Here is a 21,043-nt window from a genome sequence, read left to right as displayed (position 1 = left end):
CAGAAGAAACAATAATATTTAGTTTAGCAATAACAAGAAATTCAATAAAAAAAACCAAAAACATTAAAGCTAAATTAATTAATGAACATAAAATAAAGTATAAAATATTCATAAATCAGTACTTTTATTTTTGGCAAACAAATCATAAATTATAAATAAAGTTATTCCAATAACAACATAGCTGTCTGCAAAGTTAAAAGTTGGCCATCTTTGAAGGCCAAAAATACCAAAAAATTTCACGTCCAAGAAATCCACAACTCCTAAGGGTCTAAAAAGCCTATCAATAATATTCCCAATACCACCAGATAAAATCAATATAAGAGCAATTCTAGCTATTTTATTAGTTTCTTTTAAAATAAAACAAAAAACAAAAACCAAAATAATAATAGGAATTACAAGAAAAAACAAATTTTTCAAGCTAGAATTAATATTAGCACCTATTGAGAATAAAATCCCAGTATTTCTCACATGTATTATTTTAAAAAAATCGCCAAAAAAAGATAAATATTCAGTTCCAATGCTGATATATTTAACAACCAAATACTTAGACCATTGATCAATAAAAACTAAAATAAAGATAAATATAACACTGCCAATTAATCTGTTTCTATCTATATTCATATAAAATCCTTATAAATTAGTATCTTTTAAAATAAAATTAACCTCTAATTCTTTTTGAATCTTAAAATATTCCATTAATTTGATTAAACCAAATGTTTCGGTAAAATAATGGCCAGCAAATATCAAATTCACACCATATTCTTCAGCTAAAGGATATATCTGATGGGAGGTATCCCCTGTTATGAACAAATCAACTCCATGTTCTAATGCTTCTTCAAAAAAAGAATATCCAGAACCACTAACAATAGCTACCTTTTCAACATATTCCTTAAATTTTTTGTAATAAAGAACATGTTTATTATGAGTTTCAATTCTTTTTAAAATTTCAGAAAAATTAAATCCAGCAATAGAAATAATACCTAAATTGAACCCTTTATAATTTGCAAAGGGAATAGGGCTATGAAACCCCAAGAAATCAGAGAATACTTTACTATGAGAATAAACAGAATGAGCATCCATAGGCAAATGAACGCAATAAAGTGCTAAGTCATTGTCAATAAGCCATTTAACTCTTTCATACATTCCAGAAACAATCTTTTCTGATTTTGACCAAAAAATACCATGATGAGTAATTAAAAAATCATAATCTTTTGATTCTCTTAAAGTTGCCATACTTGCATCAACAGCAAGAGCGACTCGCTTAACCTCAAGCTCTAAATTACCTACTTGAAGCCCATTAAGACTCTTATCAATATTCCTATAATCTTTTACCTTAAAAATTTCATCCAAATTGGATGATAACTCTTTAACAGTCAAATTAAATTCTCCAAATCGAAGCGTAACTTCTCTTGCCCCTAAACTTTCTATGAGAATAAAGATTGTAATTACAGTAAGTACACAAACCTGAATCCTCAACATCTAAATTAAAATTAGAAATCAATCCCAAATTAAAATTGGCATTGTCAAAATATATTTTATCATCCTTTTTACAAAAAGATATATCTAACAATTTTTTACTAAATTTTAAATTCACTTCTGATAGAAACTCAGATGAAACCTCATAACAGCATGACCTATTATAAGGCCCAAAGATAACTTTCAAATCCTCAAAATTTGAACCCATACTCTCAAACATAAGTAACATTTTTAAAATGATAAGCTTAAAACTACCCTTATATCCACTGTGAGCAAGCCCGATATATTTTTTTGATTTGTCAAACATATATATCGGAAGACAATCTGCATAGTAAGCAAGAAGGGCAACATTGCAAGAAGAAGACACAAGTCCATCTCCTTCCTGAAAATTAACAAAATCATCAGAAACTTTATAAACAACATTCGTATGTAATTGTTTTAAATATTTTATTTTTTTATCCTTAGGAATAAAACTTAAATTATCGCTATTAATATCTCTTATATCCAAATCAAAAGGCTTCTTAGTATAGATCAATTTAATGCTAGAATCTAATTCAAACTCATAATAAAATTTCCTCTCTACTACTCTCATAATCTAAACTCTTCACCAAGATAAAGCTTTTTGGCTTTCTCGCTATTTATAACATAATCAACATTGCCCTCATCAAGCACCTGTCCTTGATAAATAATATAAGCCCTATCTATTATATCAAAAGCATCTCTTACATTATGGTCAGTAATTAAAACCCCAATATTCTTACTCTTCAAAATCCTTATTATATCTTTTATATCTCCAATAGCAATAGGATCAATACCTGCAAAAGGCTCATCAAGCAACAGAAAATATGGACTTACAGCTAAAGCCCTAGCTATTTCAGTTCGCCTTCTCTCTCCACCAGAGAGAGTATAAGCTTTTTGATGCTGTATTCTCTTGATTTCAAAGTCATTAAGAAGATTTACAAGTTCCATCTTACGCTCAGCTTGAGATAAATCTTCCCTCCTCTCAAGAGCAACTAAAATATTATCTTCAACTGTAAGCTCCCTAAAAATAGATGGTTCTTGAGGCAGATAGACAATTCCTAACCGTGCTCGCTCATACATGTTAAGACCAGAAATATCATGACTATTTATAAGGACATGCCCACTATTAGCTCTAATAAAACCTACAATAGTATAAAATGTTGTGGTTTTCCCAGCACCATTTGGCCCAAGCAAACCTACAACTTCGCCTCGATGCACATCAATAGTAACACCATTAACGGCTAATTTTTCTCCATATTTCTTAACAATGTTATCTGCCTTTAGAACAATATCAGTAACAGTACCAAGGCTAAGCTTTTCTTTAATCGATTTTATTCTATTTTTTCTGTTGGGGAACATCTCCCTCCACTTGAGTAAATTTACCTTCAACATCACCCTCAAGATTATATTTTTTGGTTTCTGTATTTAAAACTATCCTTGAAGCAGAATAATAATTATCATCCTGATAAATCACCGGAACACCTTCAAGAACAATTTCTTTTTCTTCCTTATTATAAATTCCATTCTCAGCTCGTGCAAAAATATCACCTTTATATATCTTAACAGAATACTGCATAATATAAACACTTGTCTTACGACTACCTTCAATTCTCTCAGCCTTAACAACAAGTTCATTTTCCAAATCTTCAAGCTCAACACCTTTTTGAAGATAAAAACTATCTAATTTCCTATTAACAAATAAGAATTGTGACTTAACATTCATTTTATTAACATAATCTTCATAATAAACATTGCCACGGGCCTCAATATAAGCACTCCCTTCTCCATAAATTTCAATCTCATCAGCCCTAAGCTTAAAATCAGAAGAAATAACCTCAGGATTTCCCTTTAAAATAATTCTCCTATAAAGAGGTGACATAATACCATAGGAAAAATCCGCTCTAAAAGTAAATTCACCCTTTTTCTGCGTACCATCTTCAGTTTTTAACTTCTCAGCCAACTTTTCAGATTTATCAAAACTCTTTTGATCTTGTGCATAACCACTTAAAAAAGTAATATAAACTAAACAGATAATCAAATTTCTCATTTTACAAGTCCTTCAATACCAGAATAAAAATAAAAATTATTATTCTTTAAAAAATATGAAAATCCTTTTCCAGTTATATTACTCTCATCAAATCTAATAAATACTGACTCATTTGGGGGCGATAATAGTTTTTTCTCATTATCTTTCCATAAAAGCCTATTGGTATTAATCAGATAATAGTTATTCATATCTTCTATCTTTAACTCCACAGAATCTTTCATATCTAAATCTTTAGTAACATGCGAGCCTTCTAAACTACTAAATTTACCTGAAATCCGATTTTCCAAAGAATGATACAAAAATCTTCCATTATCAACTTTATAAATCTTGTAATAATTAAAATAATTAAAGCTTAAAGCTTCCAATACAGTTTGCTTCTTCCCACCTACAACATTATGATAACTAATCCCCAATATTTGTATTGAAGGGGTCTCTTTAGCAGTCTCTGCCCTACCAGAGTGTTCATCGTAATCAAAAGTACAATTTAAGATAAACAAAAGCGGCAAAAAATAAAATAAAGCAAATCTCATCATACAAGTCCTTACATAAGCTTATAAAAAGACACCTTTTAAGCTTTCCAATTGAAAAGTAAATATCAGAATCTCAATATGGCTCTCATTCACCAGACTCAGACAATTATTATCCACAATCATTTAAATCTAAAATTTATAATATAAATTACTCAACCCATATAAGATCTCTGCTTCCATTTAAAACAGCTCATCTTTACGCCTATCCACAAATACTATAACAATTATGCAATACTACTAAAAATTTTTCACTAGAATTTCCCTTATACTACCACGCCCACCTGGATTTGCATTAATAAATCTTTTAGAATCAACAAAAGCAACATTATAGTTTTTATATAACCCAAGACTAAATGCAGTATTAGAATTTGAAAGCAAAAACTTAGCCCCCTTTTTATCTATTTCCTCACAAAAATGTAGTAATTTTTCATGCATTCTAACATCAAATCCATATCTACTATAATTTGTAAAATTACTTGTCTTTGAATAAGGTATATAAGGTGGATCAAGATAAACGAAATCATCTTTTTTAATAAAATCAAGTAAACAAAAAAAATCTAGACTTAAAACTTTAACCTCCCGCAGAAGCTTAGAAGCCAATTGTAAATTTTTAATTTCATAAAGACTAATCTTTTTATATTTACCAAAAGGAGTATTAAATCTCCCATCTCCATTTTCTCTATAAAGACCATTATAACAAGTTTTATTCAAATAAAGAAAAATACATGCCTTTTCTAAATTAGTTAAATCTTCATTATTAAAACTATTTCTAATATGAACATAATGCTCCTTAGTTAAAGGAGCATTATTATATTTTTCAACCTCTAATAAAAAATTATCCAAATTATAGGCAATTTCCCTATAAAAATTAATCAAATTAGAATTTATATCATTAATAATTGAATTTTTCAAATTCAAAGCAAAAAATAATGCCCCTCCCCCTACAAAAGGTTCAATATAATTATTAAAAGAAAGGGGAATATTATTTAAAATAACTTTCAATAAATTTTTCTTACCACCAGCCCATTTCAAAACAGGCCGTATTGCAACGCTCATATTAATATTTTAACCATAATAATGTTCAAGCTCATCATTCCTTTTATAAGTTAAAATTTCATCTTCTTTAAACCAAATGGGTATTTCACGAAGAGCATCATCAACACTAGCGGAAGCATGAATCACATTATAAACTGCAAACTTTTTCTCATTCGCATAGTTAAAACTATGATAAGCAAAATCACCCCTTATTGTCCCAAGAGCAGCTACTTTTGGTTCTGTAGAACCACAAAATTTTCTAACAACCTCAACAGCTTCAACACCTTCAATAACAAACACAAAAACTGGTGAACTAATTATAAAATCAATTAAAGATCGCCAAACAAACTCGCCATGCCTTACAGCAATATCATCATAAAGATAATGAATCTCGGCCATTGCTCTATTAACTAAAGTCATCTTAGCAGCTACAATTTTCAATCCTGCCTTCTCAAATCTAGAAATTACATTACCAATCAAACCCCTTCTAACACCATCAGGTTTAATAATACATAAAGTTTTTTGTATTAAAGTAGACATAAAAACCTCCCAATGTTTTCATTACAATTCAAGTTAATTATAAGATATAAGTTATTGACTTTATAAACATCTGCTTCAAAAGAATAAATAAAAAATAAGATTATAAATAAACTTTAATTCTCAAACTATAAATTAAAGAATTAAAATTAATACTTGAAATGAGCAAAAATCACTTGAAACAATTTTAAAATCTATAAAAAATAAATGCATCTTGAATCTTACATATTAAATCTTAAACGCAAAGCCCTCAGGGTAGTCATTTTATCTGCATTACTAATGCTACCTCCAACAGGAAGACCAGATGCTATTCTTGTGACATTAATATCTAAATTCTTTAAAATACTACTAATATAATTTGCAGTTACATCCCCTTCAATGCTAAATTCTGTAGCAATAATCACTTCCTGAGCCTCAAGGGCACCAACATAACCTTCTAACTTATCAAGATTTAATCTATTTGGACCAATATCTTTTAAAGGATCAAGATGACCATGAAGTACAAAATAAAATCCATCATATTCCCCAGTAGATTCAATAACCTCTAAGTCTTGCGGCATCTCCACAACACAAATCACATTTTTATTCCTACTTAAATCCATACAAATATCACAAAATTCTTCCTCAGCAAAATTGTAACAATTTTTACATTTTCTTATGCTAGAATGGAGATTGCTTAAAATTTGTCCCAAATTTTTTGCATACTCCTCACCCTTATACAAAATATCATAAACCATTCGTGATGCTGTCTTTTTACCTATGCCTGGCAATTTAGAAACTAAAACAATTAAATCTTGTATAATCAAATCTTAAATCCCAAATGGCATAGAGCCCATTGTTTTTGATTTTATCTCTTCCTTAACCTTAGAAATAGCATCATTAAAAGCCGATTTTATCATGTGCTCAAGAGCCTCATTATCTAAATCACTAAAAAATTCTTCTTTAATTGAAACTTTCTTAACAAGAAATTCTCCATTCATCTCAACAACGATAACATCGCTTCCTGCCCTGCCACAGACAACAATTTGAGACATTTCTTTTTTAAGATTATCAATATTATCTTTAAAGCTTGTCATATTTTTTAAAAAATCTAATGGATTTACTGCCATATCCTAATCTTTCACCTCACTTGCTCCAAAAATGTTTTTGATCTTAAGCACCTCATTATCAAACTCATCATCATTATCCTTAAACTGCTTCTGAAATATAACATTCAATCTAGGAAATTCTTTACAAAATTCAGCTCTTATTTCATTCTGATAAGCTTGAAGCTGATTATACTCAAATCCACTAAAAATTTTATAATAAAGCACACCATTGTCAATCAAAACTTCTCCTGAATATACTAAAGTTTGAACATACTTAGATACTAAATAAATAAAACTTTCTTTAATTTTATCATTATCATCTACCTTATCAAAACTATCTTTTGTCTCTATAAAAATCTCATCAATATCATCACCATCAGCAAAATCAATACGCCTAGAATCTTTAACTTCAGTCTTTAATGCGGTATCAATTTTACTTAAACCCAATTTTACTGGATCTACTGAAGGAATATTACCTAATTCTGATTTTAAATCAGTATCAACATCAACATCATTTACATCAAAACTAACCTCATCAAGTACCTTAGCTTCGATATCTTGAATTTGCTTAATTAAAAAATGACTAGGTACATAATCTTTAAGCCTAAGTATCTTAATAAAACTAATCTCAAGTTCATATTTAGGACTTACTGAAAACTGCAAATTCCTATAAGTCTCAAGTAATACACTAATACTTCTCTCAACATGATTCAAATCAAAACTTGATAATTTTTCTTTTAAACTCTTAAGTTTAATACCAATAAACATAAGATTTTTAATGTCTAATTTCAGAAATAATATCTCTCTAAAAAACTCAATTGCATCAAGAAGAAATTGCTCACATGAAATCCCTGTTAAAAATACAGCATCTAAAACACAAAGCAATTCCTTTAAATCATCATTAAGAATGCTTAATGCCAATTTTTCTAAAAATTCATCACTGGTCAATCCCATCTTAGATTTGATTTGTTCAAAATTAATGTCAGAATTACTTAATGACACAATTTGATCGAAGAGAGTATAAGCATCCCTTACGCTCCCTCCACTCTTATAAGCAATCCACCTTAAAGCCTCATCCTCATATTTAATGTTATCTTCAAGGCAAACATGCTTTAACATCTCATAAATCTTCTCTAAAGGTAAAAGCCTAAAATTAAAATGCTGACACCTGCTCTTTATTGTATCTGGAAGTTTATGTACCTCTGTCGTAGCAAAAATAAAAACAATATAACTAGGGGGTTCTTCAATTGTTTTTAAAAGAGCATTGAAAGCAGAATTTGAAAGCATATGTACTTCATCAATAATGTAAACCCTATACTTAGAACTGGCAGGAGGAAACATTATTTCTTCTTTAATTTGTCTAACATCTTGAACAGAAGTATTTGAAGCACCATCAATCTCGATAATATCAAGACTATTATCATTATCAATAGATTTACAACTGAAACACACACCACAAGGCATAATTGTTGGTCCTGCCTGACAATTTAAACACCGTGCAAAAGCCCTTGCAGAAGAAGTCTTGCCAACTCCTCGTGGTCCTGAAAATATATAAGCATTTGCTATTCTGTTATTCTCTATTGAATGTTTTAAGGTCTCAACAACAAAATCTTGCCCCTCAAGAGAATTAAAATCTCTAGGACGCCTCTTAATGGCAGTACCTCTTGCAGATATCATCCCATCTCCCCATACACCAATAAAAATCTCACTTAAACCTTAAATTACACAAAATCAAAAGCATTAAAACAATAAAAACATTATTCTTTTACAATATGTAAAATATAATATCAATACTTAATATCAAGTATTAACTCTATAAAAGCATACTTGCCTACTAAACCAAAATAAATTTATCCTAAGACGTACGCACTCATTGAGTAATTACTTACCGCTGCTACCTTCCAGTCCTGACGGGATTAGGTAACACCCAATAGTGCGGATCCTAGGAATCGGAGAAAATGGGATTCGAACCCATGATACATTTTCATGTATACACGCTTTCCAAGCGTGCGCCTTCAGCCGCTCGGCCATCTCTCCAAAACCAACGACTTCCGTGCCCAAGAGGATTTGAACCTCTGACCTTCAGAACCGCAATCTAATGCTCTATCCAGCTGAGCTATGGGCACAAACAAACATTTGATTTTATTGTAATAAAAATTATTATTTATTACAATAAAATCAAATTTATAAAAAAAGTCAAAAATATTCTTACAAAGATTACAATATTGATTCATTTATAAAAAAGGAGTAATAAATGGCAATTAAACTCATAATAGCAATATTTTTATTAATGATGTCATGCACAAAACATGAGGAAAAAATAGAAAGCACTGAAATTAATATTGAAACAAAAATTATCAAAGAGACCATTACTGACGAGAATAATAATATTTTTCACATCGATGCTCAAATTCCCACCATAGAAGGCCTAGAACTTGGATTTGAAGAGTTTATACAAGAATGGAAAATTTATAAAACCGAATTACTTAAAACAAACAAATCCAAAGAATATGCCTATGAATTTTCTTATAACTCTGACTTTGAAATATTCAAAAACCCAGACCTTAAAATAACATCAGTTCTATACAGCCAATACACAATAGACAAATATGATGCAAATGGACTTACAACATATCATCCAATTAATTTAAGGGGAAAAGCAAAAATAAAACTTAAAGACATAATTTCAAAAGATCAATTAGACTCTTTGATGCAAGTATTAAGAGAACAGGTAGAGAAAGATTTTAGAAAATTTGGTATTTATTCTGACAATCAATCTGAATTTGAAAAAGAATTTGAAAAAACTTTCAAACAATATAAATATTACTTTAAAAACAATAATGTAGTAATTTTTTATGACCCGATCGTAATACGCCCACACGTAGATGGAAAAGTTGAATTTATCTTTCCAATCGATAACAATACCGAAAACCAGGAAACAGATTGTCCAATATGCTCAAAATAAAATAAAAACGGAGAGGGTGAGATTCGAACTCACGGTAGGCTTACACCCACGACGGTTTTCAAGACCGTAGCATTCAACCACTCTGCCACCTCTCCTAAATTATTATCATACTAATAAACTAAAGAAATCTTTGTCAAGATAAGCCTTAACAAAAACTCTTACGGAGAGAATGGGATTCGAACCCATGGTCCCCTTTTTAAAAGGACAACTTCTTAGCAGGAAGCCCCATTCGGCCACTCTGGCATCTCTCCTTGAAAGTATACTAATAAATAGTATATTAGAGTCATTACATTGTCAACAAAAAATAACTTTTAAAGCCTTAATAATTGATCCTAAAATCCCTATAAGCATCAATTAAGTCTCTAATCTCTTTAATTGCAACATCCAATTTAATTCGTGTAAGTTCATCTAAAAAAATTTTCTCAGCAAGTTCCACTTCATTGTTGCTAGCTCTAAGTTCAATATGTTCATCTCTAATTTTCCAAATATATGGACACAGTCTAGTATTATAATCAAATACAAAAACAGGATCTTTTAAATTCAAGGAATTGTCAATAAAGAACAAATATTCCAACGTCCATTTGCCCTTTAAAAACACTGCAAATTCGTCTAAGAGTTCTTCAATCAAAATATCTTCTCTAGATTCAAGTAAATTTAAAAATGCAGAATAAATATCTGGTTTAATTTCACAAAGCTTTTTAAGATAAAAATGAGCATCTTCAAGCTCACGATTCCTTAAAAAAAATAAAAATGCATAAAAATAAACTAAATCCATATTAGGATAATCTAACAACATTCTATCAATAGCTCTCTTAGGAGAAAAATTTAAAAGCTCTATTGTAGCAATATGCATATTATATATTGTATAAATATTGGGAAAACTTAAAATAGCTTTTACATAGGATTTAGTGGCTTGCGTCATATTACCTATTTTATGCAAAATAGTTGCTCTATTATGCCAAATATATTTAGAATAACTCGAATCTGTTAAAAATTTCTCGGAAAGTTTAATTGCACCACTGATCTCTCCAATAAAATAAAGATAATACATTAAATAATTAACAATAAGAGAAAGATTGGCCTCTTTAAAACTCTCATCTATCTCAAATGGTTTAGCATCCTTGAATATACAATTATTTTTTAAAAACCAAGCATTTAATTTAACAAGAGCATTATTTTTATCCACATCAACAGCTTTAACAATCATTTGGATAGCCTCATCTTTCCTGCCCAAAATCTCAAATAAAATAGCAGCATTATTAATAGCCTGAATCAAGCTAGGATGTTGCTTATTGGCTTTTAAAAAACAACTTAAAGATTTCTCATAATCTTTTAATCCAAAATAAAAAACACCAAGATTATAATTTTGGAAATAACTCAATTCATCTTCTTGACCCTCAAATTTACCATAATGTAAAAGTTTAATTAAAAAATTATACTCATTTAAAACAGGATAAGTATCTAATACATATAGGAGTGCCTTATAATCCTTTAGTTTAAAATAAATTAAAGACTTAAGAGATAGAGAATCAAAACTATCATCAAAAACATCAAGATTTAAAAGAGCATTCTTAAAATCGCCCTTTTTATAAAGCTCTAAGGCTTGCTCAAAATTAATACTATTCATATTGCTCAAAAAACTCCATAGGTCTGACAGAAATCTCTTTTGAAAAAGACGCTTCATTTACACTCTTGTCTAAATTATAAGAAGCAACACTAACATAATAAAGCCTTCCATTCTCAAGACCTGTAATTCTAAAAGAAGTCTGATTACCAACATCAATAGGAGATGTAAAAATACTTCCGGCTTTACCATGATAATTACCAGGACTAACGCCAATATAAATATAATAGCCACCAATATTACTATTAATAACTGGAAACCATTCAATCAATATCTCACCAGATCCTGGGACAGCTTTTGTTATTAGCGGCGGAAAAGGTGCGGCCTCAGGTATATAAGTAACAATCATGCCATAAAGAACCGGACTCTCCACAGGATCACCACTTGGATAAAATTCCACCTTAATTTGAATATATTTTGATACATCAAACTTAGGAAATCCATTTTTAGGATCAAAATGAATCCAATCTCCTGTTAAATTCTTTTTTATCTCTCCATTCTTACCTGTTTCATAAAACACCTTATTATCCAACCTATAATAATAAAAAATATCTGTGTCTTTTGGCTTTACGCTATCAAATTCAATAGATAAAATTTGAGAATAGTCCTTAGATAGCTTAATTGGTTCTGTAATAATATATCCCTTATCTCTTGAAAAGAAAGCACTATTTACGTCTTCAAAACTTTTATGAATTTCAAAATTCTCAATAGCCCCTGTAAAATACTGTCCCAATGCAAAATCAATGAAATTACCAATATTTAACAAATAGCCAAAACCTTCTCTCTTGTCAGCAGTCACATACTCTATAGCCTGGGGCTTAGAGTCTATCAAATATTCCAATAACCCATCTTTTTGCCTATACCTCACAGTATGCAAATGCCACTCTTTTGGAATAAAATCATCATCGCTCTTTAGCTTAATCTTAATCGGTTCTCCATTATTGTTTAAAAACACATTATTAAAATTCCAAACAAAAGTTCCGCCTTCACTCTCTAACCGAATGGCTTGATCTAGCCAAACACCTTTAATATTCTTATACCCGTTCCAACTTACAATAACCTCTCCGGTAACAGAAGTAGAACGGTATGCCCAAAACTGGATAGTAAAATCAGAAATTACATTACCTGAATAAAAGAAAGCCTTTTTTGTTAATGGTTTAAACTTAATAGTATTTCGACTTGAATAAAAAATTAAAGAATTCCCTGCAATATTATAAAAAGAATTTGAAATCTTTGCATTGCTTGAATCAACAAAATAGTTTAAAGCAGCATCCTTAACAATATTGTCTTTTTCTATTTCTAATCTAAAATCAACACTATTAAAATCTAAAGCTCCCTTATATCTACCCAAATAAATCCCAAGAACATCTCTATTGCCTTTTGTAAAGCTAACGTTATGGGCTTCCTGAATAAATTTAAATCCATCCTTAGAATCAAGAATCAACTTAAGTTCCTGAGAAAAAACACTAGAAATACACGAACAAAACAGCGCAAATATAAAAATCAATCTCATTACAGACCTTCATCTTTTTCAACAGAAAAAGAATTAAAAAATATACAACGATTCAAATATGATATAATATTATATCACAAAAAGAAAAATGATTATTTAAAAGCAATGATAGATACAATATGAGAGAACATTTAAACCACTTACACAAAAAAGTACAAGAATTACCAACAACAAGTGGATGTTATAAGATGTACTCACAAAACAATAAAATACTATACATTGGAAAAGCAAAAAACTTAAGAGCAAGAGTAAAAAACTACTTTTTAAAAAGAATCAGCCATAAAACAAAAATACTAATGAGAAATGTAGCAAATATAGAAGTAATTACCACAAATAGTGAATACGAGGCTCTACTCTTAGAGTGCAACTTAATCAAGGAATACAAACCAGACTATAATATCAAGTTAAAAGACGATAAAGGGTACCCTATGATAAGAATAACTTGCGAGAAATACCCAAGAATCTTTAAAACTAGAAAAATAATAAATGACGGAAGTGAATACTTCGGTCCATATGTTAATGCAAAAAATCTAGACTTAGTATTAGACCTTATTAACAAAACATTTAAAACTAGAAAATGCAAAAAGAAATCAAAAACTCCCTGTCTTTATTTCCACATGGGACAATGTCTTGGGGTATGCTACAGAGAAGATCTTGAAGAACAATACAAAAAAGAAGTAGATAAAATAAGACATATCCTAAATGGAAAGATATCTAAACTTTTAGATGAAACTGAAATAAAAATGAAAGAAGCAATTAAAAAGGAAGATTTTGAAGCAGCAATAAAATTAAAAGAAACTAAAAGATCATTAATTGAGATAAGTCAAACACAAATAATTACAAGAATGAATAAACTTAGTGCAGACTATATATACATTCATCAAACTGATAGTTTAAATGCAATAGTAATACTTAAATACAAAGACGGCAAACTAGTAGAAAAAGACATAAATTTTGATGAAAGCATATATGAAGAGGATGAGCTAACAGCAAAATTTATAACACAATACTATACAGCCCTAAACATGATAGTACCAAATAAAATATATATTTTTAAAAAAATTGAGACTGAAAATATCACAAAACTAATAAACGAACTTAAAAATACAAAAACTGAAATAATATGCGAAGAAACTAAAGAGACTATAAAGATAATGGAAATGGCAATTTCTAATGCAAAAATCGCATTAAGAGAATATGATAACGAAAAAAATAGAGCACTAGAAAGTCTAAAAAACATTCTTGAAATGACAAAACTACCAAAGACAATTGAGGGATTTGATATTTCTCATCTTAATGGACATAAAACAGTAGCATCACTTGTTAGCTTTAAAATGGGTAAACCTTTTAAAGATGGATATAGAGTTTATAAAATCAACTCATTAAATAATGGAGAGATTGATGACCTTAAGGCAATAAAAGAAGTTATATCAAGGCGATACTCAAAGCTAATTAATGAACAATTAGCATTACCTGATTTAATATTAATCGATGGAGGAAAAGGTCAATTAAGTGCTGCTTATTCCATTTTAAAAGGATTAAAAATTGAAAATGAAGTTATTGTTTGTGCATTAGCAAAAAAAGAAGAAATAATATTTTTGCCAAATAAAACACAAGGCATTAAACTTTCAAAAGGAAATCCTGCTCTTCAGATATTACAAAATGTTCGAGATGAAGCTCACAGAAGAGCAAACAGCTTTAATAGAACACTACGCAGAAATATAAAATTGAATTACAGCAAAATAAAAGGAATTGGTGAAGAAAAAGCTAAAAATATTTTAAAAACACTTGGAACATACAAAGATATATTGCTCCTAAACGAAGATGAAATAGCTAAGAAAATGAAAATAAACATTAAAATGGCAAAAAAAATAAAAAAATTTTCAGAAGATCAAAATTTAAAAAATACATATTCCATAAAGTCTTAATTTACATTTGATATGATTAAAAATAATGGACAAAAATGATATCACCTCTAATCTTTATAAATCCATGAATTCAATTTAAGATAAGCAGATACTTTAAAAAGTACACTCAGATTTAAAAGAAAAATTATTAAGAATGGTGTCATCTTTAGTTAATAATATTGATATCATAAAATATGATAAATTTAAATGCATATTCTTACCATAGATCCTTGCATATAGATCAAACTTATGTAATATTTTCAAAATAAATTTGATATCCAAAATTGAATAATTTTTAAGCCCTATCTTATAAATTTTCTCTAGTGAGACAAATATTTTATGCTTTTTAAAGACAGATGAAATATTATTTGAACTCTCATAATCTATTTTTACCTTTAAAAATTTTTTAAATTGCCAACCAAGACTCATTAAAATATTAATTAAATCTTCTCCTTGCTCCAAGATGGATTTAACTTTAACTAAAGCACACTCCATATCTTTTTTCAAAATTGACTCAAACAAGGAAAATGAATTCTCAATGCGCACAAAACTAAGCCAAGAATTTATATCATGTTCATCAATGGTTTTATTTTTAATCATAAGGGCAAAGGAATTTATATAAAACTGCAAAATCCTAGTATCTGCATCTAACATAAAAAGCATTAAATTTATGGCTTTATCTGTAATTTTAATTCCAAGCTTGAAAAAACTTTTCTTTACAAATACAAACTTATCAGTATCAGATAGCTCATAAAAAGTTTTCTTAACTATATTCAAAGAACCTTTAGGATCAAAACTGATTGAATTTTCATTAGAAATAAAAATAATAATTTTATTTAAAGGCTTTAAGATTGTACTATAAATTAACTCTAAATCTTTCTTATTTTTTAAATTTTCAGACTCATAAATAATAAAAACTTCCCCTTTAGAAAAAAGAGAATTGGTCAAAAGCCGCTCAGAAAGCTCATATGATGATAATTCAGACATAAAAAGCTTAGTAATACATATATCATCAGCATTCAACTTATTAAAAATATCATTTAAATAAGCTTCTTTTAATCCCTGTTCTTTGCCTAAGAGTAAATAAATTTCTTGCATTTAAATAACATTATAATTCAAGTAATAAATATGTTATACTCCAATTATTAGGATAAAATATGAAAATTGCAATATTCACAGATACATATCTTCCAAACAAAAACGGAGTAGCAACATCTATAAAACAAATTAAAGAAGGCTTTGAAAGAAAAGGTCACACCGTTTATATTTTCTGTCCACAATCTCAAAAATCAGACTTAAGAGAAGAACATATTTACAGATGCTTCTCAATCAAATTGAACCGCACATTAGATGCCAACTTAGCATTTCCAAACGAGATAAAAATAAAAAATATAATACAAGAATATAAACCTGAAATAATTCATACGCATTCGGAATTCACTATGGGAAAAATCGGGAAAAAATTAGCCCTACAATACAATATCCCAATCGTTCATACAAACCATACAATGTGGGATTATTATCTACATTATCTAGGAATTCTTAAATACTTAATTAAGCCAGACAAAATGATGAAGCAATTTTATGATCAAATTCATCATTTCATTTATCCATCAACTAAGGCACATGATAAATATTTTCATCTTGCAAAAAATGCTGACTACAAAATAATCCCAAATGGAGTCGACAGAAACCTTTTCATAAAAAACCTAAGCCAAGAAAAAAGACAAGAAATTCTAAATAAATATGGAATAAGCACAAACGATAAAATCATAATCTCTGTTGGAAGAATAAATAAAGAAAAAAATATATGTTTATTAATGGAACATTTAAAAAAACTTTTAATTGAGAACAAAAATTGCAAGCTCATCCTCATAGGAAGGGGAAAAGAAGAAACTAAGGTAAGGCAATTTAAGAAGCAATATGGACTTGAAAAACAAATAATACTCATTGGAACAATCCCATGGGAAGAAATGTATTACTATTATAAAATATCCGATGTATTTGCAAGTTTATCAAAAAGCGAAGTATATCCAATGACAATAATTGAAGCCTTAACTGCCGGAATACCTGCAGTACTTATTAATGACATAATATACAAAGATGTAATCCATCAAGGAAAAAATGGATTCTTAATAAACAATTATGAAGATATCTACAAATACATGAAAGAAATAATAGAAAACGATGAAAAATTACAAACTTTAAAAAGAACCACAGAAGAAACGTCTATGATGTTTTCAAGCTCACTCTTTATAGAAAAAATTGAACAGTATTATTCCGAAATCATTAACAACTCAAGATATTAATGCAATTTGCTAAAATCCACAATATGAATGGGAAATTTTATTCCCATATCACTTAAAATACCTTTAATATTTTCTGCTATGAAATATTGAAAATCCCAAAAAAACTCAGTCTTTACAAAACATCTAACTTGCATGACTACGTAATAAGGCGTATATTCCTTTACAATAACACTGGGATCCTTAACACCATATTGTTCCCTATTAACTGAGAATGCCAAATTTTCTATCTTGCTTTTAAGAACATCAATATCTGTATCATAAGGCACTTGAAAACTGAATGCAATCCTCCTTTTAGGATTTGCAGAAAAATTAGTAACTGATGTACTTGTAAACTTACTATTTGGAATCTTAATAATCTTACCATCTACAGTCTTAAGTGTAGTAAAAAATATCTGAATATCATTTACCTCACCCTCAACATCATCACAGCTAATGTGATCGCCGATTTTAAAAAAATTGGAATTTAGAACAATAAATCCACTAACAAAGTTAGATAAAATTCCTTGAGCAGCAAGACCAACTGCAAGACCTAGAGATCCAAATATAGCAAAAACAGAAGTCGTAGGAACACCAAGATAAGGCAAAATCACCAGAATTAACACCATATCTGTCATCACTGCAAAAAATGACTTAAAAAAATTAAGAACAGTAGAATCTAGCTTCGTCTCCAACTTAGATTTTTCAAAAGCCTTAAAAAAAAACTTACCCATCCTCTTAATAACAAACCTTAAAATGTACCACACTAATAGTGCTACTAAAACTTTTAATCCATAACCTAGTACCGTTTCAAAAATTGTATTAATATAATCCTGAAAAATAGATATTTCTTTAAATAAATTCAATGTTCCTAACTGTTCATTCATAAGCTACCATGGTTAATAGTATAAAAAAATAATAGGAAAATACAATCTTAAAATACTCAGCTCCAAAACAAAAAATTAATATACAAAAGCACCTATCACAATCAATATTACATAGCCACTGTGATAAAATATAATTTAATACTCGCACTCTTTAAAGTTAGGATAAGGAATGCATGAATAAGACAAAAGAAACATCATATGAATTACTAACATTATTCTATCTTGTATTAAAAACAACAACAACCACACTTGGTGGGGGATTATTAATAATATCTGAGCTTCGAAAAACAATCGTCAATAAAAGAAAGTTAATATCTGAGCAAGACTTCAATGAAATATTGGCAACATCAAACGTAATTCCCGGAGTAACAGCAATCAATTTTGCATTCTTAGTTGGTAAAAAACTTAAAGGATTTAAAGGTGCAATTATATTAACTATCGCTGGAATCTTACCATCCATATTTGTAATAACAATTATGGCCCTTTATATAAACTTAAATTCAAATAACATTTATTTTCAAAAATTCCTTGAAGGCGCAAAAATATCATCAATAATAATAATGTCAATGACCATACTTGAATTCTCAAAAAAAATGCTAAAGCAATCAATAACGAAATGGACAACATGCTTATTAATAACATATACACTATATAAACTTCATATAGACCTATCATACATATTGCTGGTATTTTTATTCATATGTTTGGTAACATATACAGTAAAGAAAAGATTTTCCCAGAAAAAGGCACAAATTTGATTTTAATAAATTTATTCATTACATTTTTCAAAATAGGAATTTTAAACTTCGGTGGAGGAAACGGCATCACAACGATAATCAATAAAGAAATCATTGCTAATAAGGAATGGATAACAAAAGAAGATTTTATTAATATCATTACAATATCTAGAATTACTCCAGGTCCTGTTGCTACCAATATAGCAACATATGTTGGCGCCAAAGTAGCTGGAATTACTGGTGCAATCATTGCCACAATAGGTTTAATAACTGCCCCAATATTAATTATTACCCTTATAACATTAATACTGCATAAGATAAATTTCTTAAATTACTATCTTGAAAACCTAAAACCTGTAATTATCGCATTATGGATAATGACCATAGTTATTCTATTTGAAAGCATATTCTTAAAAGTAAGCCATAATAATATAGAGATTTTAAAAAGCTTCACACTTGCAGGATTGAACTTAATAATTCTATTACTTTACAAAAACATCACTCCTGCAATACTAATCATATCCAGTGGAATAATATATATTATTATATAAAAATGATTAAACAAAACTTAAAACTAACACAAATTAATACAAAAAATGCTAAGTCTTGACAAACAAAAATTAATAAAAGTTATATTAAACGAAATTGAAAATAATTAATACCTTCAAGTAGACTCAAATAAAATATTTTTCGAAACACTAAAAACTTATAAATTTAAAAAATTTTTCTACAAAGAAAATTATAATAATAAAACACAATATGAGATTGCACTGGCTAAAACATCACTCACAATTTCTCTTAAAGAATATTCTTTACTAAAGCTAAAAATTCAAAGACTCAGCAAAGCTGAGATCAATATAGAAGAAACCATAATAAATAATCTAAATAACAAAGGATTTTATATAATCAACCCTTATGATTTCTTTAAAAAAGAAGATTGGCCCCAGGAAACTAAAATGATCAAACTAATTCAACAATTTGCTCCAATAGAAATTGGCATACCTAATATCATAGAATCATTAATATTACAAGCAAAATATCATAAATTAGATATCAATATAATTAAAATTCTTGAAAGAGCAGACTTGCTTGAAAATACTCAAGACAAGCTAAAAGAAGAGCTTAACATCAACTCTCAAGATTTAAATGATGCTCTTAACACAATTAAACTTAAGCTTACTCCTAATCTCACATTTGGGTTTAAAGACAAAAATGATACAAATAACTATATTGAACCAGATATCATTATTATAAGTAAAGGCAATACACTGAAGATAAAAATTAAAGGGGTTAATTTTTTCAAAAAAGACGCTAAAAAACAAAAAATTAAAGATTCAATAAAATATAAACAAGTAAAATGGCTAATTGAATCTTTAAGATACAGATATGAAACATTAGCTAAAATAGGAATAGCAATATATACATTACAAAAAGAATTCTTGCAAAGAGGTTTCAAAAGCCTACGACCAATGAAATTAGCTGACATATCTGAAAAAATTAATCTATTAAAATCAACTATATCAAGAACAATAAAAAATAAATACCTAAAATTCGACTGGGACACAATCCTAATTAGAAAACTATTTAATTCAGTAGACGGTGCAAAAACAAATGAATTTTCAAAATTAAGTATTAAACTAGTAATAAAGGGAATATTAGAACAAAATAAAATATGGTAGATAATCAAATTTCTGCTATACTAAAATCTAAAGGAATCACTATTTCAAGAAGAACTGTAAATAAATATAGAAGGGAATTAAAATTTGAAGGAGAAATTTATGGAACCTAAAATACAAGCTATTAATTACCATTTAAGCAACAGTACAAAAGATTTTATTATAAAAAAATTAGAAAAACTTGGGACACACATTAAACAAAATTCAGAAAGTCTCAAAATTACAATAAAAAAAGAAAATGATATTTTCGATATAGATGCTCACCTTCACTTTAATTGGGGGAAAATAATACATATTAAAGAAGAGGGCAAAGAATTATATCACTCAATAGAAAACTTGATAGAGAGATTGCAAAATACAGCAAATAAAGAAAAAAATAAAAAAGATACAGTAAAATAAACAAGTAAAATTAAATGCAAACAATAATAATTGAAATAACTAATAAAGAAGGCCTTCATGCAAGGCCATCAAGTATGATTGCAGAATTTGCAAGCAAATACCCTTCTTGTAATATAAAATTAGTTACAGAAGATGGAAGAGAAGCTGATGCTAAATCTACAGTTGAAATTATGATACTTGGAGTTATATATAAAGAAAAAATAAAAATCATCGCAAATGGCAAAGAAGCAACTGAAATAATTGATAAACTATCAAAACTATTAGAATCAAACTTTAAAAAAGAGATGAAAGAATGAACAAAAAAATCTTATATAAA

The 21,043-nt window shown here is 28.6% G+C and carries 22 protein-coding genes, 4 tRNA genes, 1 other RNA gene and 1 pseudogene; 8 read left to right on the top strand and 20 right to left on the bottom strand.

Annotated features, from left to right (window positions below):
* Nucleotides 1-108 precede the first annotated feature (108 nt).
* From lspA to bhDAH_RS02305, 14 genes are all read right to left on the bottom strand, one after another.
* Nucleotides 109-621 carry a signal peptidase II gene (lspA, locus tag bhDAH_RS02370; protein ID WP_012422235.1) on the bottom strand — a complete coding sequence of 171 codons (513 nt, stop codon included), beginning with the start codon at nucleotides 619-621 and terminating at the stop codon, nucleotides 109-111.
* A 9-nt stretch (nucleotides 622-630) separates the two neighbouring features.
* A complete protein-coding gene (locus bhDAH_RS02365) occupies nucleotides 631-1,377 on the bottom strand; it encodes a Nif3-like dinuclear metal center hexameric protein (protein ID WP_043924444.1) in 747 nt (248 codons plus the stop codon).
* 1 nt (nucleotide 1,378) lies between these two features.
* Entirely contained in the window at nucleotides 1,379-2,068 is a 690-nt protein-coding gene (pgeF, locus tag bhDAH_RS02360) for a peptidoglycan editing factor PgeF (RefSeq protein ID WP_012422233.1), read from the bottom strand.
* Nucleotides 2,065-2,856: an LPS export ABC transporter ATP-binding protein gene (lptB, locus tag bhDAH_RS02355; RefSeq protein ID WP_043924443.1), complete on the bottom strand. Its 792-nt coding sequence runs from the start codon at nucleotides 2,854-2,856 to the stop codon at nucleotides 2,065-2,067. Before lptB ends, pgeF begins: the two co-directional genes overlap by 4 nt.
* On the bottom strand, nucleotides 2,834-3,544 hold the full coding sequence (locus tag bhDAH_RS02350) for an LptA/OstA family protein (RefSeq protein ID WP_012422231.1): 711 nt from the start codon (nucleotides 3,542-3,544) through the stop codon (nucleotides 2,834-2,836). The genes lptB and bhDAH_RS02350 overlap by 23 nt, the downstream gene beginning before the upstream one ends.
* Nucleotides 3,541-4,074, bottom strand: a complete 534-nt coding sequence (locus bhDAH_RS02345) for a hypothetical protein (protein WP_411431478.1) — start codon at nucleotides 4,072-4,074, stop codon at nucleotides 3,541-3,543. Before bhDAH_RS02345 ends, bhDAH_RS02350 begins: the two co-directional genes overlap by 4 nt.
* Nucleotides 4,075-4,311: 237 nt before the next feature.
* Nucleotides 4,312-5,130: a DNA adenine methylase gene (locus bhDAH_RS02340; protein ID WP_012422229.1), complete on the bottom strand. Its 819-nt coding sequence runs from the start codon at nucleotides 5,128-5,130 to the stop codon at nucleotides 4,312-4,314.
* Between the two features lie 9 nt (nucleotides 5,131-5,139).
* Nucleotides 5,140-5,649: a nucleoside-diphosphate kinase gene (locus tag bhDAH_RS02335; RefSeq protein WP_012422228.1), complete on the bottom strand. Its 510-nt coding sequence runs from the start codon at nucleotides 5,647-5,649 to the stop codon at nucleotides 5,140-5,142.
* A 218-nt stretch (nucleotides 5,650-5,867) separates the two neighbouring features.
* Entirely contained in the window at nucleotides 5,868-6,452 is a 585-nt protein-coding gene (gene recR, locus bhDAH_RS02330; RefSeq protein WP_012422227.1) for a recombination mediator RecR, read from the bottom strand.
* Nucleotides 6,453-6,455: 3 nt separating this feature from the next.
* Nucleotides 6,456-6,755, bottom strand: coding sequence for a YbaB/EbfC family nucleoid-associated protein (locus tag bhDAH_RS02325; protein ID WP_012422226.1), 300 nt, complete (start codon nucleotides 6,753-6,755; stop codon nucleotides 6,456-6,458).
* A 3-nt stretch (nucleotides 6,756-6,758) separates the two neighbouring features.
* The gene (dnaX, locus tag bhDAH_RS02320; RefSeq protein ID WP_012422225.1) at nucleotides 6,759-8,411 is read right to left on the bottom strand and encodes a DNA polymerase III subunit gamma/tau; all 1,653 of its coding nucleotides are present in this window, start codon (nucleotides 8,409-8,411) and stop codon (nucleotides 6,759-6,761) included.
* Nucleotides 8,412-8,584: 173 nt separating this feature from the next.
* Nucleotides 8,585-8,682, bottom strand: an RNA gene (gene ffs, locus bhDAH_RS02315) — signal recognition particle sRNA small type.
* A gap of 2 nt (nucleotides 8,683-8,684) precedes the next feature.
* Nucleotides 8,685-8,771 (bottom strand) — tRNA-Ser (locus bhDAH_RS02310).
* Between the two features lie 15 nt (nucleotides 8,772-8,786).
* Nucleotides 8,787-8,860: transfer RNA gene (locus bhDAH_RS02305), tRNA-Arg, on the bottom strand.
* Between the two features lie 128 nt (nucleotides 8,861-8,988).
* Here bhDAH_RS02305 and bhDAH_RS02300 point away from each other — a divergent pair.
* Nucleotides 8,989-9,699 (top strand): DUF3298 domain-containing protein, encoded by a 711-nt coding sequence (locus bhDAH_RS02300; RefSeq protein ID WP_012422224.1) that lies wholly within the window; start codon nucleotides 8,989-8,991, stop codon nucleotides 9,697-9,699.
* A gap of 8 nt (nucleotides 9,700-9,707) precedes the next feature.
* Here bhDAH_RS02300 and bhDAH_RS02295 read toward each other — a convergent pair.
* The 4 genes from bhDAH_RS02295 to bhDAH_RS02280 all read right to left on the bottom strand — a co-directional run bounded on the left by bhDAH_RS02295 (nucleotide 9,708) and on the right by bhDAH_RS02280 (nucleotide 12,836).
* A tRNA-Ser gene (locus tag bhDAH_RS02295) sits at nucleotides 9,708-9,794 on the bottom strand.
* 66 nt (nucleotides 9,795-9,860) lie between these two features.
* Nucleotides 9,861-9,950, bottom strand: a tRNA-Ser gene (locus bhDAH_RS02290).
* Between the two features lie 68 nt (nucleotides 9,951-10,018).
* Nucleotides 10,019-11,326 carry a tetratricopeptide repeat protein gene (locus bhDAH_RS02285; RefSeq protein WP_043924442.1) on the bottom strand — a complete coding sequence of 436 codons (1,308 nt, stop codon included), beginning with the start codon at nucleotides 11,324-11,326 and terminating at the stop codon, nucleotides 10,019-10,021.
* The gene (locus bhDAH_RS02280) at nucleotides 11,319-12,836 is read right to left on the bottom strand and encodes a fibronectin type III domain-containing protein (protein WP_012422222.1); all 1,518 of its coding nucleotides are present in this window, start codon (nucleotides 12,834-12,836) and stop codon (nucleotides 11,319-11,321) included. The genes bhDAH_RS02285 and bhDAH_RS02280 overlap by 8 nt, the downstream gene beginning before the upstream one ends.
* Nucleotides 12,837-12,955: 119 nt before the next feature.
* On the opposite strand from bhDAH_RS02280, the gene uvrC reads away from it, so the two are divergent.
* Nucleotides 12,956-14,764 carry an excinuclease ABC subunit UvrC gene (gene uvrC, locus bhDAH_RS02275; protein ID WP_012422221.1) on the top strand — a complete coding sequence of 603 codons (1,809 nt, stop codon included), beginning with the start codon at nucleotides 12,956-12,958 and terminating at the stop codon, nucleotides 14,762-14,764.
* A 93-nt stretch (nucleotides 14,765-14,857) separates the two neighbouring features.
* Here the strand turns inward: uvrC and holA are convergent, their stop codons facing one another.
* Nucleotides 14,858-15,841, bottom strand: a complete 984-nt coding sequence (gene holA / locus bhDAH_RS02270; RefSeq protein ID WP_012422220.1) for a DNA polymerase III subunit delta — start codon at nucleotides 15,839-15,841, stop codon at nucleotides 14,858-14,860.
* 59 nt (nucleotides 15,842-15,900) lie between these two features.
* On the opposite strand from holA, the gene bhDAH_RS02265 reads away from it, so the two are divergent.
* On the top strand, nucleotides 15,901-17,052 hold the full coding sequence (locus tag bhDAH_RS02265) for a glycosyltransferase (RefSeq protein WP_012422219.1): 1,152 nt from the start codon (nucleotides 15,901-15,903) through the stop codon (nucleotides 17,050-17,052).
* On the opposite strand, the gene bhDAH_RS02260 is transcribed toward bhDAH_RS02265, so the two are convergent.
* Nucleotides 17,049-17,915, bottom strand: coding sequence for a mechanosensitive ion channel family protein (locus tag bhDAH_RS02260; protein ID WP_012422218.1), 867 nt, complete (start codon nucleotides 17,913-17,915; stop codon nucleotides 17,049-17,051). The genes bhDAH_RS02265 and bhDAH_RS02260 overlap by 4 nt on opposite strands.
* A 173-nt stretch (nucleotides 17,916-18,088) precedes the next feature.
* Here bhDAH_RS02260 and bhDAH_RS02255 point away from each other — a divergent pair, with 173 nt between their 5' ends.
* The 5 genes and pseudogenes from bhDAH_RS02255 (at nucleotide 18,089) to bhDAH_RS02235 (ending at nucleotide 21,023) form a co-directional block, all read left to right on the top strand.
* On the top strand, nucleotides 18,089-18,673 hold the full coding sequence (locus bhDAH_RS02255; protein WP_012422217.1) for a chromate transporter: 585 nt from the start codon (nucleotides 18,089-18,091) through the stop codon (nucleotides 18,671-18,673).
* Entirely contained in the window at nucleotides 18,670-19,203 is a 534-nt protein-coding gene (locus bhDAH_RS02250) for a chromate transporter (RefSeq protein WP_043924521.1), read from the top strand. The genes bhDAH_RS02255 and bhDAH_RS02250 overlap by 4 nt, the downstream gene beginning before the upstream one ends.
* A gap of 2 nt (nucleotides 19,204-19,205) precedes the next feature.
* A pseudogene (locus bhDAH_RS02245) lies at nucleotides 19,206-20,441 on the top strand (RNA polymerase factor sigma-54).
* On the top strand, nucleotides 20,431-20,727 hold the full coding sequence (locus bhDAH_RS02240) for an HPF/RaiA family ribosome-associated protein (RefSeq protein ID WP_043924441.1): 297 nt from the start codon (nucleotides 20,431-20,433) through the stop codon (nucleotides 20,725-20,727). Before bhDAH_RS02245 ends, bhDAH_RS02240 begins: the two are co-directional and overlap by 11 nt.
* Before the next feature lie 14 nt (nucleotides 20,728-20,741).
* Complete coding sequence (locus bhDAH_RS02235) at nucleotides 20,742-21,023, top strand: HPr family phosphocarrier protein (protein ID WP_012422214.1); 282 nt, start codon at nucleotides 20,742-20,744, stop codon at nucleotides 21,021-21,023.
* Nucleotides 21,024-21,043 lie beyond the last annotated feature (20 nt).

This window comes from Borrelia hermsii DAH, assembly GCF_023035675.1.
Lineage (GTDB): Bacteria > Spirochaetota > Spirochaetia > Borreliales > Borreliaceae > Borrelia > Borrelia hermsii.
Note: the sequence above shows the minus strand (reverse complement) of the source record. Positions and strands in the feature narration are given on the sequence as shown.

Bases quoted from the DNA above. Each gene is read 5' to 3' on its own strand.
- lspA (WP_012422235.1), bottom strand. From the start codon at position 621: ATGAATATAGATAGAAACAGATTAATTGGCAGTGTTATATTTATCTTT.
- pgeF (WP_012422233.1), bottom strand. From the start codon at position 2,068: ATGAGAGTAGTAGAGAGGAAATTTTATTATGAGTTTGAATTAGATTCT.
- lptB (WP_043924443.1), bottom strand. From the start codon at position 2,856: ATGTTCCCCAACAGAAAAAATAGAATAAAATCGATTAAAGAAAAGCTT.
- bhDAH_RS02350 (WP_012422231.1), bottom strand. From the start codon at position 3,544: ATGAGAAATTTGATTATCTGTTTAGTTTATATTACTTTTTTAAGTGGT.
- bhDAH_RS02345 (WP_411431478.1), bottom strand. From the start codon at position 4,074: ATGAGATTTGCTTTATTTTATTTTTTGCCGCTTTTGTTTATCTTAAAT.
- bhDAH_RS02340 (WP_012422229.1), bottom strand. From the start codon at position 5,130: ATGAGCGTTGCAATACGGCCTGTTTTGAAATGGGCTGGTGGTAAGAAA.
- bhDAH_RS02335 (WP_012422228.1), bottom strand. From the start codon at position 5,649: ATGTCTACTTTAATACAAAAAACTTTATGTATTATTAAACCTGATGGT.
- bhDAH_RS02325 (WP_012422226.1), bottom strand. From the start codon at position 6,755: ATGGCAGTAAATCCATTAGATTTTTTAAAAAATATGACAAGCTTTAAA.
- dnaX (WP_012422225.1), bottom strand. From the start codon at position 8,411: ATGATATCTGCAAGAGGTACTGCCATTAAGAGGCGTCCTAGAGATTTT.
- bhDAH_RS02300 (WP_012422224.1), top strand. From the start codon at position 8,989: ATGGCAATTAAACTCATAATAGCAATATTTTTATTAATGATGTCATGC.
- bhDAH_RS02285 (WP_043924442.1), bottom strand. From the start codon at position 11,326: ATGAATAGTATTAATTTTGAGCAAGCCTTAGAGCTTTATAAAAAGGGC.
- bhDAH_RS02280 (WP_012422222.1), bottom strand. From the start codon at position 12,836: ATGAGATTGATTTTTATATTTGCGCTGTTTTGTTCGTGTATTTCTAGT.
- uvrC (WP_012422221.1), top strand. From the start codon at position 12,956: ATGAGAGAACATTTAAACCACTTACACAAAAAAGTACAAGAATTACCA.
- holA (WP_012422220.1), bottom strand. From the start codon at position 15,841: ATGCAAGAAATTTATTTACTCTTAGGCAAAGAACAGGGATTAAAAGAA.
- bhDAH_RS02265 (WP_012422219.1), top strand. From the start codon at position 15,901: ATGAAAATTGCAATATTCACAGATACATATCTTCCAAACAAAAACGGA.
- bhDAH_RS02260 (WP_012422218.1), bottom strand. From the start codon at position 17,915: ATGAATGAACAGTTAGGAACATTGAATTTATTTAAAGAAATATCTATT.
- bhDAH_RS02255 (WP_012422217.1), top strand. From the start codon at position 18,089: ATGAATAAGACAAAAGAAACATCATATGAATTACTAACATTATTCTAT.
- bhDAH_RS02240 (WP_043924441.1), top strand. From the start codon at position 20,431: ATGGAACCTAAAATACAAGCTATTAATTACCATTTAAGCAACAGTACA.
- bhDAH_RS02235 (WP_012422214.1), top strand. From the start codon at position 20,742: ATGCAAACAATAATAATTGAAATAACTAATAAAGAAGGCCTTCATGCA.